Genomic DNA, 14971 nt, shown 5'->3' on the forward strand with positions numbered 1-14971 from the left:
TTACTCGGGAATGTGCCATGAACGCCCTCGTCGATCCCCACTACCGCCTGCAGGACAATCTGGAACGCCAGAGTGGCCGTGTTTTCCTCACCGGCACCCAGGCCCTGGTGCGCCTGATGCTCATGCAAAAGCGGGCCGACCTGGCCCAGGGCATCAATACGGCCGGTTTCGTGTCCGGTTACCGCGGCTCGCCGCTGGGCGCCGTTGACCAGGAAATGTGGCGTGCCAAGGAGCTGCTGCAGGAACATGATGTCGAATTCCTGCCCGCCATTAACGAGGACCTGGGCGCTACCGCCGTGCTCGGCACGCAGCAGGTCGAAAGCGATCCGAGCCGCAAGGTCGATGGCGTGTTCTCGATGTGGTACGGCAAAGGGCCGGGCGTGGACCGCTCCGGCGATGCGCTCAAGCACGGCAATGCCTACGGCTCCTCGCCCCATGGCGGCGTGCTGGTGGTGGTCGGCGATGACCATGGCTGCGTGTCGTCCTCGATGCCGCACCAGAGCGAACAGGCGCTGATGGCCTGGAGCATGCCGGTGCTGAATCCCGCCAATATTCAGGAATACCTGGAGTTCGGCCTGTACGGCTGGGCGCTGTCGCGCTTCTCGGGCGCCTGGGTCGGCTTCAAGGCCATTTCCGAAACGGTCGAAGGCGGCGCCGTGGTCGAGCTGCCACCGCTGCCGCAGTTCCATGTGCCGAGCGACTACGCGCCGCCGCCCGAGGGTCTGCACTACCGCTGGCCCGACTTCCCGAGCCTGAAGATCGAAGAACGCGTGGCCGAAAAACTGCGCGCCGTGCATGCCTTCGCGCGCGTGAATTCGATCGACAAACTGCTGGTGCCGGCGCCCGGCGCGCGCCTTGGCATTGTGGCGGCCGGCAAGGCCTACCTCGATCTGGTTGAAGCCCTGCAGCGCCTCGGCCTGCCGCTGAGCGAGCTGGGCGCGCTCGGCATCCGCCTGTACAAGCCGGGCCTGACTTTCCCGCTCGAAGCGACGCGCCTGCACGATTTCGCCGCCGGCCTCGACGAGATTCTGGTGGTGGAGGAAAAGGACGCCGTCATCGAGCAGCAGATCAAGTCGCTGTTCTACAACTTGCCGGCCGAACGCCGCCCGCGCGTGCTGGGCAAGCAGGATGCGGCTGGCGCGCCGCTGCTGGCGGCCATCGGCGAACTGCGGCCCTCGCGCATTGCGCCGGCCCTGGTGCGCTGGCTGGGGCCGCATCTGCCGCAGCGCGATCTGAGCGCGGCCCTGCCGGGCTTTTGCGCGCCGGATGTCACGCGCGATCCGGATGGGGCCGTGCGCACGCCGTATTTCTGCTCGGGCTGCCCGCACAATACTTCGACCCGCGTGCCCGAAGGCAGCACGGCAATTGCCGGCATCGGCTGCCACTTCATGGCCACCTGGATGGACCGCGGCACCGTGCAGCTGACCCAGATGGGCGGCGAGGGCGTGACCTGGGTGGCGGCCTCGCGCTTTCTGAACAAGAAGCACGTGTTCCAGAATCTGGGCGACGGCACCTATTACCACTCGGGTCTGCTGGCCCTGCGCCAGGCCGTGGCCGCGCGCGCGAATATCACCTACAAAATTCTGTACAACGACGCGGTCGCCATGACGGGCGGCCAGCCAGTCGACGGCAAGCTGTCGGTGCCGCAGATTCTGGCCCAGGTCCTGTCCGAGGGCGTGGTCAAGGCCGTGGTGGTCACCGATCAGCCCGAGAACTACCAGGGCGTGTCCCTGCCGCCGGGCGTGCGCGTCCACCATCGCAGCGAGCTCGACGTGGTGCAGCGCGCGCTGCGCGACACGGCCGGCGTGAGCGTGCTCGTGTACGACCAGACCTGTGCGGCCGAGAAGCGCCGGCGCCGCAAGCAGAAGACTTTCCCCGACCCGGCCCGCCGCATGCTGATCAATCCCGAGGTCTGCGAAGGCTGCGGCGATTGCGGCGTGCAGTCGAACTGCCTGTCGATTCTGCCGCTCGAGACGGAACTCGGGCGCAAACGCCAGATCGAACAGGCATCGTGTAACAAGGATTATGCGTGTGCCGAGGGCTTCTGCCCGAGCTTTGTCTCGGTGCTCGGTGGCCGTCTGCGCAAGGCGCCGGGCGCCAGCTTCAGCATGGACGATCTGGAACGCGCGCTGGCCGCGCACGGCGAACCCGCGCCCTACGCTTACGACAAACCGTTTGAAATGCTGGTGGCCGGCGTCGGCGGTACCGGCGTGGTGACCATCGGCGCGCTGATCAGCATGGCCGCCCACCTGGAAGGCAAGGGCGCGTCCACGCTCGACTTCATGGGTTTTGCCCAGAAGGGTGGGGCGGTGATGTCGCACGTGCGCCTGGCCGCCTCGCCGGCCCAGCTGAACCAGGTGCGCATCGACTTGCAGCAGGCCGATGCGGTGCTGGCCTGCGACATGGTGGTGGCCACGATGCCCGAAGCCCTGGGCGTGATGCGCGCCGGGCATACGCGCGTGCTGGCCAATGAACACGAGATTCCGACCGGCCAGTTCACGCGCAATGCCGACGCCAGCAACCAGATGCCGCGCCTGTTCGAGCGCCTGCGTGCGCTGGTCGGCAAGGAGCAGCTGAGCAGTCTGCACGCGCAGAACCTGGCGCAGCGCCTGCTCGGCGACACCATCACGGCGAACATGCTGATGCTCGGCGTCGCCTGGCAGAAGGGCATGGTGCCGGTCAGCCTGGCGGCCCTGCTGCGTGCGGTCGAGCTCAATGGCGTGGCGGTCGACATGAACAAGAAGGCCCTGGCCCTGGGCCGCCTGGCCGCCGCCGATATGGGCGCACTCGAGCGCCTGGTCGGCGGCCAGGCGAATGTGATCCAGTTCACGCCGCCGGCCACGCTCGAGGACCTGCTGCGCGACCGCATGGCGCGCCTGACGGCCTATCAGAACGCGGCCTACGCGGCCCGCTACGAACAGGCAGTGCGCGCCGTCGAAGCGCGCGAAGTGGCCATCGAAGGCATGCAGTCCAAGCGGGCGCTGGCGCGCGCGGTGGCGCGTCAGCTGTACAAGGTCATGGCCTACAAGGATGAGTACGAGGTGGCGCGCCTGCACAGCGACGGCGCGCTGCGCGCCCTGGTCGACAGCCAGTTCGAAGGCGAGCTGAAGCTGGCCTTCCATCTGGCGCCGCCGCTGCTGGCGCGCAAGAAGCCGGGCAGTGCGGTGCCGGCCAAGATGCAGTTCGGGGCCTGGGTGCTGCCGCTGTTCCGTCTGCTCGCCAAGGCCAAGGTCCTGCGCGGCACGGCCCTCGATGTGTTCGGCTACACGGCCGAGCGGCGCCGCGAGCGCGCCTGGCGCGACGAGTATCTGGCGCTGCTCGATGAGATGACGGCCAGCCTCGACGCCGCCAGCAAGCCGCACTGGCTGAAGCTGGCGAATCTGCCGGAACAGGTGCGCGGCTATGGCCACGTGAAGCTGGCCAGCCTGGACAAAGCGGTGGCCGAGCGTGCGCGTCTGCGTGCCGCGCTGCAGGCTGCGGCCGAGGCCGCCAGCCAGCAGCGCCAGGCCGTTTAAGCGCCGCGCACGAGGAACATCACGTCGCGCTGGGCCGGCTGCATGTGCTGGCCGCCGTCGACGGTCAGGATCTGGCCCGTGACGGCCTCGGCCTTGAGCAGATAGGCGAGGGCGGCCGCGATGTCGCCCGGCGTGCTGCTGCGGCCGAGCGGCGTGATCTTGTGCGCCTGTTCGAATTCTTCCTGGGTCTGGTCGCCGCTGGGCAGGGAAATGCCGGGCGCGACCCCGCACACGCGCACGCCCTTGGGCGCCAGCGCGCGCGCCAGCAGGCGGGTGGCGCCTTCGAGCGCCATCTTGCTGACCGTGTAGGAAAAATAATCGGGGTTCAGGTTCGACAGCTTCTGGTCGAGGATGTTCAACACACAGCCGGGACGGCCGTCGAGGGCTTCGCTCAGGCGGCGCGCCAGCAGCACCGGCGCAAACGCATTGATGTCCATCGCCGCATGCCAGGTCGCGCTGTCGAGCGTGTCGATGGTGTCGTAATCGAAGACCGAGGCATTGTTGATCAGGCCGAAAGGCGCGGCCCCCAGTTGCTGCACACAGCGCCCGATCAGGCCGTCGACATCGGCTGCATTGCCGAGGTCGGCCTGGATGGTGCCGGCCTGGATGCCATGCGCCGTGGCCAGTTCGTCGGCCAGGGCCTCGGCCTCGTCGCGTGAATGCTTGTAGTGCAGCAGCAGGTTCCAGCCCTCGCGCGCGAGGTGGGCGGCGATGGCGGCGCCGAGGCGTTTGCCGGCGCCCGTGATCAGAACGGTATTGGCAGCGGGGTGTGCGCGCATGGGGAAACTTTCTTCAGCTGGCGTTCATCTTCTGCCAGGTGGCGCGGCGCACGTTCATGACCACTCCGGCTTCTTCGGTTTCGGGGAAGATATCGGGCTTGCGCACCGAGGCGCTCACATGCTCGACCTTCGGATCGGCGAAGCAGACGCCGACCAGCTCCCACAGCAGATCTTCGAGCAGCTCCGCATGCGGCTGGCTGGCCCAGTTGACGATGTGGGCGCGGATCGGATCGTAATCGACGGTGTCGTGGATCGAGCGGGCGCGCCCGATGGTCTCGAGCGGCACCGTCAGCTCGACCGTGGCGAGCAGCTTCTGCGGGCCCTGGCGTTCGTGGTCGTGGATGCCGATGCCGGTGTTGACCGCAACATTCTTGAGCAAAATTTTGTAGTGATCGGAAAGCATGCGCTATCTCAATAAATCGAAGGACAGCCGAAGGATAGCAGGCTTGGCCGCTTTGCGCCGCGCTACAATAGCGGGTTTCTGTTCGCCCGTGCTGGGCTGCTTGGAGTCAACACATGGTCCATTTTTATCAGCCCAAAACGGGCGGCGCGCCGATTCCCCTGGCCTTTGTGGCGCTCGAGGGCATGTCGGTCGACATGGAGATCGGCGTGTTGCCGCAAGAGCATGGGCGCATCCAGCGTCTGATGGTCGACGTGGAAATCGGCTTCGATGACGCGCTGACGCGCATCCCCGATTCGCGCGAGGGCCTGCAGCAGGGTTTTGATTATTCGCGGGTGCACAGCATCGTGCACGAGGCCGCCAAGGTGCGCACTTATCTGCTCGAGACCCTGGCCAACCGCATTTGCGACACGGTGTTCACCCTGCGCGGCGCGCTGACCTGTTCGGTGAAGGTCAGCAAAAGCCGCTGCTGGGGCGATGTGGAAGCGACCAGCGTGCGCGTGGCGCGCGTGGCCGACTGAGGACGCGCCTCAGGCCGGAGCCAGGGCGGGAGCGGGCGGGACGGCATTGGCGGCGGCCGCTTCGGCCTCGGCCTTGCGGGCGTTCTGCTTGACGCGGTTGCGCGAGGGCGGCAGGCGGCGCAGCGACTTGAGCGCGTCCGGGTCCTTGATGCCGATCGTGCGCTGGTCGACCGTGATCAGGCCGATTTCATTGAAGGCCGACAAGGTGCGGCTGACCGTTTCCAGCGTCAGGCCCAGGTAGCTGCCGATTTCATGGCGCGTCATGCGCAGATTGAACAGCTTGCTCGAATAGCCCATCGCGCCGAAACGCTCGGCCAGATTGACCAGGAAGCGGGCCACGCGCGCCTCGGCCGACAGGGCGCCGAGCATGCCGATCATCGCTTGCTCACGCACGAGCTCGCGGCTCATCACGCCGTACAGCATGTTTTCCAGTTCCGCATGGGTGCGGCCGAGCTGGGCCAGCTTTTTGAAGGGCAGCAGGATCAGGTCGCAGTCGGACAGGGCCACGGCCTCGGACGCGTAGTGGCGCGTGTGGATGCCATCGACGCCGAGCATGTCGCCCTTCATCGGGAAGCTCAGCACCTGCTCGTTGCCGAATTCGTCGATCAGCACGGTTTTCAGGAAGCCCGAGTTGACGATGTACAGGGTGTCGAAGACCTGGCCGATGGTGTGCACGCGTTGACCGGTTTTGAACTGCACATGCTGGAACAGCAGGTCTTCCGACAGCACCGACACGGCGGCCGGAATATGCAGCAGGTCGCACACTTCTTTCAGATTGGACCACAGGCGGCCCTGACGCTGGCGGCCGGCTTCCATCGTGGTGTGGATGCCCGACGAAGTCGTCTGGCGTGGCTCGAGGCTTTGCGTTGTTAGCATGGTCATCTCCAGGTTATGGCCGGCGGCGAGGGGAGGAAGTGAGCCGCGGCAATGCATGACGCTGAATTCAGTATGCCAACCCGAGCTTGCCTTTAATATCAGCGAACCCTGAATGTGTATGTCGGAATTTGAGAAGGCGTGTAGGAATTTTCCTAACGCGAAATCAGCTAGCCGAGGGAGAGAAAACGCAGAGCGGGAAGTGGTGCGGGGGCGTAATTTGAGCTGTCGCAAAGGGGGGCTGCACCTTTTGCGACAGCGGCTGTCTAAGCGCCCTCAGGTCTTGAAAGGCGAGAGCATGCGATGCGCCACCGCATATTGCACCATTTCAGACAGGGAATTCATTCCCATCTTCTGCATGATGCGGGTTTTATGTGTGCTGACGGTTTTTACCGACAAATGCAGGCTGTTGGCAATCTCGGTGATGGACTTGCCACCGACAAGCATGCTAAAGACTTCGAATTCGCGGTCGGACAACTGCTTGTGCAGCAATTGCTCGCTCGGCGTCATGATGTTCAGGGCCAGCTGTTCGGCCACCTCGGTGCTGATATACGGCCGCCCCGAGGCCACCTTGCGGATCGCCCCGACCAGCTGGGTGCCGGCACTCTCCTTGGTCAGATAGCCCTGGGCGCCGGCGCGGATGGCGCGCACCGCATACTGTTCTTCCTCGTGCATCGTGAGGATCAGGATGGCCAGCTTGGGGGCCTCGGCGCGGATCTGGCGGATCAGGTCGACCCCGCTGCGGCCCGGCATCGACAGATCGAGCAGCAGCAGATCGAAACCGCCCTGGCGCACCTGGGCCAGCACTTCGAAGCCATTGGTGGCCTCACCGGCAATGGCAATGTCGAGGGCGCCGTCGAGAATCCGCTTGAGCCCTTCGCGCATGATGGTGTGGTCGTCAGCAATGACTATGCGAATCATAATTCCCAATCAGACAATGTTAATAAAACATTAAAACTTCAGGCGCACCAAAGCTGTTGTCCCGCGCCTGCGCCTCAGACGGCGGGATCTTTGATCAGGCGGTGCACGAGCACCGGTTTGCTGGTATGCGACAGCACCTTGTTGGTGACGCTGCCGAGTATCAGCTGGCCCCAGCCGCTGCGTCCATGCGAGCCCATGAAAATCAGGTCGCAGTGTTCGCTTTCGGCCACCTCGACGATCTTCAGGGCCGCGCTGTCGGCAAAGGCGACCAGGGGCTGCGCCGCCACCGCGCAGCGCGCGGCTTCCTCGAGCACCGGCTGCAGATGGCCGGCGCCGGTGCGCGCCATGGCGCTGCGGTATTCATCCTCGGACGGGTAGGCCGGCGGGACGATTTCGACGTAGACCGGGTATTGATAGTCCGGCGCGACGAACAGCAGCACCGCCTCGGCCCCCATCTGCTGGGCAAAATGGACGCCGGCCCGCGCGGTATTGCAGGATACGGCAGAACCATCCGTGGTAATCAGAATCTTACGATACATGGTCGACTCCTTGCCGCCTCGGATGCGCCTATTGTAGCCCTTTGCATAGCGCCCGTCTTAGACACAAGGTTTGATCTGGCTCAAACATGCGCGCAACATGAATCAATCTGAGCGATTCACAATCAGGGACCGTGAAAGTGTATCTATGTGCCAATAAAGATGTCTGAATGGAATGTGCGGTGGTAAGATTACAAAATACAACAGTAGAAGGCCGTCAGCCTTTGAAAGCCGTCTAGTATTGTCCTAGCCCCGCACGCGCTGCTACACTCAGGTAAACGCATCGGTGTTGATGCCAAACATCATGCTTCGCCATGAAGGCTGGCCCGGTGTGTGCCGCGGCATGGCGAAATTTCACAATCTATGGAGAAGCAGGAATTATGACCGACGCCGCTGATGATTTCGATGCATTATTCGAAGAGGTGTCTGCGCAGCGCGCAGCCACGGTAGCAGCTCCTGCTCCGGCCCCCGCGCCGGCCCCCGCCGCCGAGGATGATATGGAGGCCCTGTTCGAGCAGACCGCCGCCGCGGCGGCCGCGGCTGCTGCGCCGGCCCCGGCCGCGGTCGCCGCCGCCAGCGCGGAAGAGGGCGCCCCGGCCGGTGAGGGCGAGGAAGACCGCACCATGTTTGAACGCCTGGGCGGCATCGTGCGCCTGCTGCACGACTCGCTGCGCGAGCTCGGCTTCGACAAGGCCCTGCAGGAAGCCTCGGCCTCGATCGTCGACGCCCAGGACCGCCTCGAATACGTGGCCACCCTGACCGAACAGGCCGCCAACAAGGTGCTCAACACCCTGGACGACGGCATGCCGGCCCAGGACCTGCTGTCGAAAAAGGCCAAGGAAATGGACGCGCGCTGGGAGGCCCTGTTCGCCGGCAAGCTGTCGATCGAAGAATTCAAAACCCTGGCCGGCGACTCCAAGCAGTTCGCCCACGCCGTGGCCGAAGCCACCGAAGCCGAAAAGGCGCGCCTGCTCGAAATCATGATGGCCCAGGACTTCCAGGACATCACCGGCCAGCTGATCAAAAAGGTGGTCGTCATCACCAAGACCGTCGAGAACGAACTGGCGCAGTTGCTGCGTGACAACGCCCCGCAGAATGTGAAAGACAAGCTGGCCGCCAAGCCGGCCCCGCCGCTGATGCAGGGCCCGTCCGTACCCTCGGTGGCCCTCGATCAAGACAACGTTGACGCACTTCTGGCCGACCTGGGGTTCTAATGGACGATATGCTCAAGGATTTCGTCGTCGAGGCGATGGATCTGGCAGTCAATGTTGAAGAACACCTGCTCCGCCTCGAACGCGATCCTGAAAACAAGGAAACGCTGAACGCCATCTTCCGCTCCTTCCACACGATCAAGGGTGGGGCGGGCTTCATGAATCTGACGGCCCTGGTGGGCGCCTGCCACCTGACCGAAAACCTGTTCGACGCGCTGCGCAATGGCGCGGCGCCGGTGACGCCCGACTCGATCGAGGCGGCGCTGCAGGCCTCGGGTTTCGTGGCCGACCAATTGACGGCGCTGAACAACGGCGTCGAGCCCGATCAGCTGTCGCCGCTGCCGGCCTCGCTCGAGCAGATGCTGCGCGACGCCATCGACGGCAAGAGCGGCCGCGCCCCGGTGGCCGCCGCACCGGCCCCGGCGCCTGCCCCGGCCGCCGCCGCGCCCGCGCCGGCCCCGGCCGCCGCTGCACCGGCCGCGAATGCCGCCACGATGGTGAACAACAACCTCGACTGGGAATCGATGTACCTGGCCGTGGTGCCGGAAGGGACCTACACGCCGGCCCCGGCGGCTGCCGCCGCGGCCGCGGCACCCGCAGCCGCAGCAGCGCCCGCCGCTGCGCAGGCACCGGCGCCCGCTGCTGCGCCCGCTGCCAAGCCGCAGAACCCGGAAGAGGTACACAAGCGCGAAGAACTGCGCGTGGCCGAAATCAAGTCCCAGGCCCCGGCCAAGGAAGACTCGATCCGTATCGACGCCGTCAAGCTCGACGCCCTGCTCGAAGTGGCGGGCGAGTCGGTGCAGGCCGCCAACCAGGCCGCCGTGCTGCTCGAGCGTCTGCAGCAGTTCAAGTTCGAAGGCGCGGCCGCCACCCTGATGGCCACCCTGACCGAAACCCTGGAGCGCGCCTCGCGCTACTCGGCCGAACTGCAGCGCGCCACCCTGGCCACCCGCATGCAGCCGGTCGGCCGTCTGTTCCAGAAATTCCCGCGCCTCGTGCGTGAACTGGCGCGCGACCTCGGCAAGGACGTCGAACTGACGATCGAAGGCGCCGAGACCGAAGTCGACCGCGTGGTCGTCGACAGCCTCTACGATCCGCTCGTGCACATGCTGCGCAATGCGCTCGACCACGGGGTCGAGTCGCCCGAAGACCGGGTCGCCATCGGCAAGCCGGCCAAGGCCTATATCGGCCTGAAAGCCTGGCAGGAAGCCAATAGCGTGATGATCGTGCTGCAGGACGATGGCAAGGGCATGGACCCGGTGCGCCTGAAGAAGAAGGCGATCGAAAAGGGCCTGATCCCCGAGAACAACACCCTGTCCGACGACGAGGCCTATCAGCTGGTGTTCCTGCCCGGCTTCTCGACCAAGGAAGTGGCCTCGAGCGTGTCCGGCCGCGGGGTCGGCATGGACGTGGTCAAGACGGCCGTGGAAAAGAACCGCGGCGCGATCCACATCGAGTCCAAGCTCGGCTCCGGCACCAAGTTCGCGATCCGTCTGCCGATCGAACTGTCGATCGTGCCGACCATGCTGGTGACGACCTCCAAGGCCCTGCTGGCCCTGCCGATGGCGGTGGTGCAGCGCGTGGTCGAACTGCCGGCCGAATACGAGCGCGTCGGTGGCGCGCCGGTGCTGCGCGACCAGGGCCGCCCGCTGCCCGTGCGTTCGCTCGCCGCCGCCCTCGGCTACGAGGAGCGCGAGCAGCGCGTCGGCATCGTCATCAATGCCCCGCACCCGTACATCCTGTCGGTCGACAGCGTGGACGGCACCGCCGACCTGGTGATCAAGCCGATGACGGCCCTGACCGTGGACGGCATCACCGGCACGGCGCGCTCGGCCGAAGGCGACCTGGTGCTGGTGGTCGGCCTGTCCTTCCTGATGGAGGGCTGCCGCAGCGTGGTCAAGATGGCGGCCTGATCAGGCCAAACGAGAAAGCGGGCCGCGGCCCGCTTTTTTATTTCGTGCGATTCCAAAAATAAAACGACGGAGACAACGCATGAGTGAACAGCAGCAACCGACCGAGACCCCACCGGCGCGCATTGCATCGGTGGTCGATGAAGGACAGCCATTTCCGCCGATCCGGCGCGTCCCGCTGTTGCAGCCGATGCAGTGGTGGCTGCGCGGCTGGCTCGATTTCCGCGCCGCGCCGCGCGCCAGCCTGTTCTATGGCCTGAGCTTTGCCGGCATGGGCTGGCTGTTGCGCCTGGCCCTCAAGGACGCGCCCCAGTTCCTGTCGGTGCTGACCTGCGGCTTTCTGCTGCTCGGCCCCTTGCTCTGCCTGGGCCTGTACGACATCAGCCGCCGCCTCGAGCGCGGCGAGCGCGATCTGCGCGACACGGTGTTCGCGATCCGCGGGCGCTGGAGCAATGTCGGCGTGCTGGCGCTGGTGCTCGGCGTCATCATGCTGCTGTGGGCGCGCGCCTCGCTGGTGGTGATTGCGATCTCCTTCACCCAGGGCATGCCGACCAGTTTTCTGGCCACCGCCGCCTCGCTCGACAACCTCGAATTCCTGATCATCTACAGCTTCGTCGGCTTTCTGTTCGCCAGCCTGGTGTTCGCCATCAGCTGGGTGTCGATCCCCCTGATGCTGGACCGCGACACCGACGCCATCTCGGCCGTGATCATCAGCGTGGTGTCCTTGTTCAAGAATTTCCGGCCGGCCCTGCTGTGGGCGATCGCCATCGTCGCCCTGACCGTGATCGGCTTCTACACCTACAATATCGCCCATCTGCTGTTCATTCCGGTGATCGGCCATGGCACCTGGCATGCCTACCGCGACGTGGTCGGCGAAGCATGATACAGCGCATATACATATAACAAAAATAACGTATCAGAATCTCATTTTGACTCGTATCCTGCACTGCACTGCCGCAGTGCACAATCCATGGCATAATCGATGACGACCTGCCGTGCTCGAACTCAAAATGATCAAAACGCTCTATGACAAACTGTGGGATTCGCACGTCGTCCGCACCGAAGCGGATGGCACCACGATCCTCTACATCGACCGCCATCTCGTCCACGAAGTGACCAGCCCGCAGGCTTTCGACGGCCTGCGCACGGCCGGGCGCCAGCCCTGGCGCCTGTCGGCCAACCTGGCCGTGGCCGACCACAATGTGCCGACCACCAGCCGCGCCGAAGGCATTGCCGACCCGGTCTCGCGCCTGCAGGTCGAAACCCTGGACAAGAATGCGCGCCAGTATGGCCTGACCTATTTCAACATGAACGACAAGCGCCAAGGCATCGTCCATGTGATCGGGCCGGAGCAGGGCGCCACGCTGCCCGGCATGACCGTCGTCTGCGGCGACTCGCACACCTCGACCCATGGCGCGTTTGGCTGCCTGGCGCATGGCATCGGCACCTCGGAAGTCGAGCACGTGCTGGCGACCCAGACCCTGGTGGCCAAGAAATCCAAGGCCATGCTGGTGCAGGTCGACGGCGAATTGCCGGCCGGCGTCACCGCCAAGGACATCGTGCTGGCCGTGATCGGCCGCATCGGCACCGCCGGCGGCACCGGCTACGCGATCGAATTCGCTGGCTCGACCATCCGCGCCCTGTCGATGGAAGGCCGCATGACCATCTGCAATATGGCGATCGAAGCCGGTGCGCGCGCCGGCATGGTGGCCGTCGACGACACCACCATCAACTACGTCAAGGGCCGCCCGTTCGCGCCCGTCGGTCCGCACTGGGAGCGCGCGGTCGACTACTGGCGCACCCTGCATTCCGATGCGGGCGCCCAGTTCGACCTCGTGGTCAGCCTGAACGCGGCCGAGATCAAACCGCAAGTCACCTGGGGCACCTCGCCCGAGATGGTGGTGGCGGTCGACGCGCGCGTGCCCGATCCCGATCAGGAACGCGACCCGGTGCGGCGCGACGCGATGGAAAAGGCCCTGGTCTACATGGGCCTGAAGCCGAATATGGCGATCGCCGACATCCGCATCGACAAGGTCTTCATCGGCTCCTGCACCAATTCGCGCATCGAGGATCTGCGCGCGGCCGCCGCCGTGGTGCGCGGCAAGCAGCGCGCCTCGAACGTCAAGCTGGCCATGGTCGTGCCCGGGTCGGGCCTGGTCAAGGAGCAGGCCGAGCGCGAAGGTCTGGACCGTATCTTCAAGGAGGCCGGTTTCGAATGGCGCGAGCCGGGCTGCTCGATGTGCCTGGCCATGAACGCCGACCGGCTCGAGCCGGGCGAGCGCTGCGCCTCGACCTCCAACCGCAACTTCGAAGGCCGGCAGGGCCAGGGCGGGCGCACCCATCTGGTGTCGCCGGCCATGGCCGCGGCGGCCGGTATCGCCGGCCATTTCGTCGATGTCCGCGCCCTGCGCGGCTGAACCCAAGGAGACAAGACCATGAAGAAAATCACCGCGATCCTGATTGCCCTGTTCGTCCTGGCTGGCTGCAATACGGTGCAAGGCATCGGCAAAGATGTGAAGAAAGCAGGGGAGGCGGTCGAAAAAGCCGCGAAGTGAGCGAATGGAAAAATTTACCCGTCTTGAAGGCCTCGTCGCACCGCTCGACCGTCCGAACGTCGACACCGACGCCATCATCCCCAAGCAGTTCCTGAAGTCGATCCACCGGACCGGCTTCGGCCCCAATCTGTTCGACGAGTGGCGCTACCTCGACCACGGCGAGCCCGGCATGGACAACAGCCGGCGGCCGCTGAACCCGGACTTCGTGCTCAACCAGCCGCGCTACCAGGGCGCCCAGATTCTGCTGACGCGCAAGAACTTCGGCTGCGGCTCCTCGCGCGAGCACGCGCCCTGGGCGCTCGAGCAGTATGGCTTTCGCGCCATCATCGCGCCCAGCTTCGCCGACATCTTTTTCAATAACTGCTACAAGAACGGCCTGCTGCCCATCGTGCTGAGCGAACAGCAGGTCGACCATCTGTTCAACGAAGTGAAGGCCTTCCCCGGCTACAAGCTGGTGGTGGACCTGGAAGCGCAGACCGTGGCGACCGCCAACGGCAGCGTGGCCTACGGCTTCGAGATCGACGCGTTCCGCAAGTACTGCCTGCTGAACGGGCTGGACGACATTGGCCTGACCCTGCGCCATGCCGACGAGATCCGCGCCTTTGAAGAACGCCACCTTGCCAGCCAGCCCTGGCTGGCCAATGTCATCTGAGCCAGGTCCCTATGAAGATTGCCATCCTGCCCGGCGACGGTATCGGTCCCGAGATCGTCGCCCAGGCCGTCAAGGTGCTCAACGCCCTTGACCTGAAATTTGAAATGGAAACGGCCGCCGTCGGCGGCGCCGGTTACGAAGCCCATGGCCACCCGCTGCCCGAAGCCACGCTCAAGCTGGCCAAGGAAGCCGATGCCGTGCTGTTCGGCGCGGTCGGCGACTGGAAGTACGACACGCTCGAGCGCGCGCTGCGCCCCGAGCAGGCGATTCTCGGCCTGCGCAAGGAGCTCGGCCTGTTCGCCAATCTGCGTCCGGCCATCCTGTATCCGGAACTGGCGGGCGCCTCGACCCTGAAGCCCGAAGTCGTGTCCGGCCTCGACATTCTGATCGTGCGCGAACTGACCGGCGACATCTATTTCGGCAAGCCGCGCGGCGTGCGCGTCTGCCCGGACGGCCCCTTCGCCGGCGAGCGCGAAGGCTTCGACACCATGCGCTATGCCGAAAGCGAAATCCGGCGCATCGCCCATGTCGCCTTCCAGGCCGCGCAAAAGCGCAGCAAGCGCCTGACCAGTGTGGACAAGGCGAACGTGCTCGAAACCTTCCAGTTCTGGAAGGACATCGTCAGCGAAGTGGCCAAGGATTATCCGGACGTCGCGCTCGACCACATGTATGTCGACAACGCCGCCATGCAGCTGGTGCGCGCGCCCAAGAAATTCGACGTGGTCGTGACCGGCAATATGTTCGGCGACATCCTGTCCGATGCGGCCGCCATGCTGACCGGCTCGATCGGCATGCTGCCGTCGGCCTCGCTCGACGCCAATAACAAGGGCCTGTACGAACCCTCGCACGGCTCCGCGCCCGATATCGCGGGCAAAGGCATCGCCAATCCGCTGGCCACGATCCTGTCGGCGGCGATGATGCTCCGTTACTCGCTCGGCCAGGCAGAACAGGCTGACCGCGTCGAGAACGCCGTGAAAGCCGTTCTGGCCCAGGGCCTGCGCACGGCCGATATCTATGAAGAAGGCATGACCAAGGTCGGCACCGCAGAGATGGGCGCGGCCGTGGTCCAGGCCCTCCGTTAAATACAGCAAAGGAAAG

At 65.2% G+C, this 14971-nt stretch carries 14 protein-coding genes; 9 read left to right on the forward strand and 5 right to left on the reverse strand.

Annotation, left to right across the window (positions count from 1 at the left end; all coding sequences use genetic code 11):
- The first annotated feature begins 17 nt into the window (after nucleotides 1–17).
- Nucleotides 18–3515 carry an indolepyruvate ferredoxin oxidoreductase family protein gene (locus LZ005_RS01295; protein WP_237803754.1) on the forward strand — a complete coding sequence of 1166 codons (3498 nt, stop codon included), beginning with the start codon at nucleotides 18–20 and terminating at the stop codon, nucleotides 3513–3515.
- Here LZ005_RS01295 and LZ005_RS01300 read toward each other — a convergent pair.
- Both LZ005_RS01300 and LZ005_RS01305 read right to left on the reverse strand, forming a co-directional pair.
- Entirely contained in the window at nucleotides 3512–4294 is a 783-nt protein-coding gene (locus tag LZ005_RS01300) for an SDR family oxidoreductase (RefSeq protein WP_237803767.1), read from the reverse strand. The genes LZ005_RS01295 and LZ005_RS01300 overlap by 4 nt on opposite strands.
- 13 nt (nucleotides 4295–4307) lie before the next feature.
- Entirely contained in the window at nucleotides 4308–4697 is a 390-nt protein-coding gene (locus LZ005_RS01305; protein WP_237803775.1) for a dihydroneopterin aldolase, read from the reverse strand.
- 113 nt (nucleotides 4698–4810) lie between these two features.
- Between LZ005_RS01305 and LZ005_RS01310 the strand changes: the two genes are divergently transcribed.
- Entirely contained in the window at nucleotides 4811–5215 is a 405-nt protein-coding gene (locus LZ005_RS01310) for a dihydroneopterin aldolase (protein WP_237803787.1), read from the forward strand.
- Nucleotides 5216–5224: 9 nt separating this feature from the next.
- Here the strand turns inward: LZ005_RS01310 and LZ005_RS01315 are convergent, their stop codons facing one another.
- From LZ005_RS01315 to LZ005_RS01325, 3 genes are all read right to left on the reverse strand, one after another.
- Nucleotides 5225–6031, reverse strand: a complete 807-nt coding sequence (locus LZ005_RS01315; RefSeq protein WP_237804702.1) for a Crp/Fnr family transcriptional regulator — start codon at nucleotides 6029–6031, stop codon at nucleotides 5225–5227.
- Nucleotides 6032–6364: 333 nt separating this feature from the next.
- Complete coding sequence (locus LZ005_RS01320; protein ID WP_237803797.1) at nucleotides 6365–7009, reverse strand: response regulator transcription factor; 645 nt, start codon at nucleotides 7007–7009, stop codon at nucleotides 6365–6367.
- A 74-nt stretch (nucleotides 7010–7083) separates the two neighbouring features.
- Entirely contained in the window at nucleotides 7084–7548 is a 465-nt protein-coding gene (locus tag LZ005_RS01325) for a universal stress protein (RefSeq protein WP_237803805.1), read from the reverse strand.
- Nucleotides 7549–7925: 377 nt separating this feature from the next.
- Here LZ005_RS01325 and LZ005_RS01330 point away from each other — a divergent pair, with 377 nt between their 5' ends.
- From LZ005_RS01330 to leuB, 7 genes are all read left to right on the forward strand, one after another.
- A complete protein-coding gene (locus LZ005_RS01330) occupies nucleotides 7926–8759 on the forward strand; it encodes a protein phosphatase CheZ (protein ID WP_237803813.1) in 834 nt (277 codons plus the stop codon).
- Nucleotides 8759–10669, forward strand: coding sequence for a chemotaxis protein CheA (locus tag LZ005_RS01335; protein ID WP_237803819.1), 1911 nt, complete (start codon nucleotides 8759–8761; stop codon nucleotides 10667–10669). Before LZ005_RS01330 ends, LZ005_RS01335 begins: the two co-directional genes overlap by 1 nt.
- A gap of 79 nt (nucleotides 10670–10748) precedes the next feature.
- Complete coding sequence (locus LZ005_RS01340) at nucleotides 10749–11549, forward strand: DUF2189 domain-containing protein (RefSeq protein ID WP_237803827.1); 801 nt, start codon at nucleotides 10749–10751, stop codon at nucleotides 11547–11549.
- Nucleotides 11550–11676: 127 nt separating this feature from the next.
- Entirely contained in the window at nucleotides 11677–13083 is a 1407-nt protein-coding gene (leuC, locus tag LZ005_RS01345) for a 3-isopropylmalate dehydratase large subunit (RefSeq protein WP_237803841.1), read from the forward strand.
- An 18-nt stretch (nucleotides 13084–13101) separates the two neighbouring features.
- The gene (locus LZ005_RS01350) at nucleotides 13102–13221 is read left to right on the forward strand and encodes an entericidin A/B family lipoprotein (RefSeq protein WP_237803848.1); all 120 of its coding nucleotides are present in this window, start codon (nucleotides 13102–13104) and stop codon (nucleotides 13219–13221) included.
- Nucleotides 13222–13225: 4 nt separating this feature from the next.
- The gene (leuD, locus tag LZ005_RS01355; RefSeq protein ID WP_237803857.1) at nucleotides 13226–13873 is read left to right on the forward strand and encodes a 3-isopropylmalate dehydratase small subunit; all 648 of its coding nucleotides are present in this window, start codon (nucleotides 13226–13228) and stop codon (nucleotides 13871–13873) included.
- A gap of 11 nt (nucleotides 13874–13884) precedes the next feature.
- Nucleotides 13885–14955, forward strand: coding sequence for a 3-isopropylmalate dehydrogenase (leuB, locus tag LZ005_RS01360; protein ID WP_237803863.1), 1071 nt, complete (start codon nucleotides 13885–13887; stop codon nucleotides 14953–14955).
- Nucleotides 14956–14971: the final 16 nt, after the last annotated feature.

The organism is Massilia sp. TS11, from assembly GCF_022012445.1.
GTDB lineage: Bacteria > Pseudomonadota > Gammaproteobacteria > Burkholderiales > Burkholderiaceae_D > Telluria.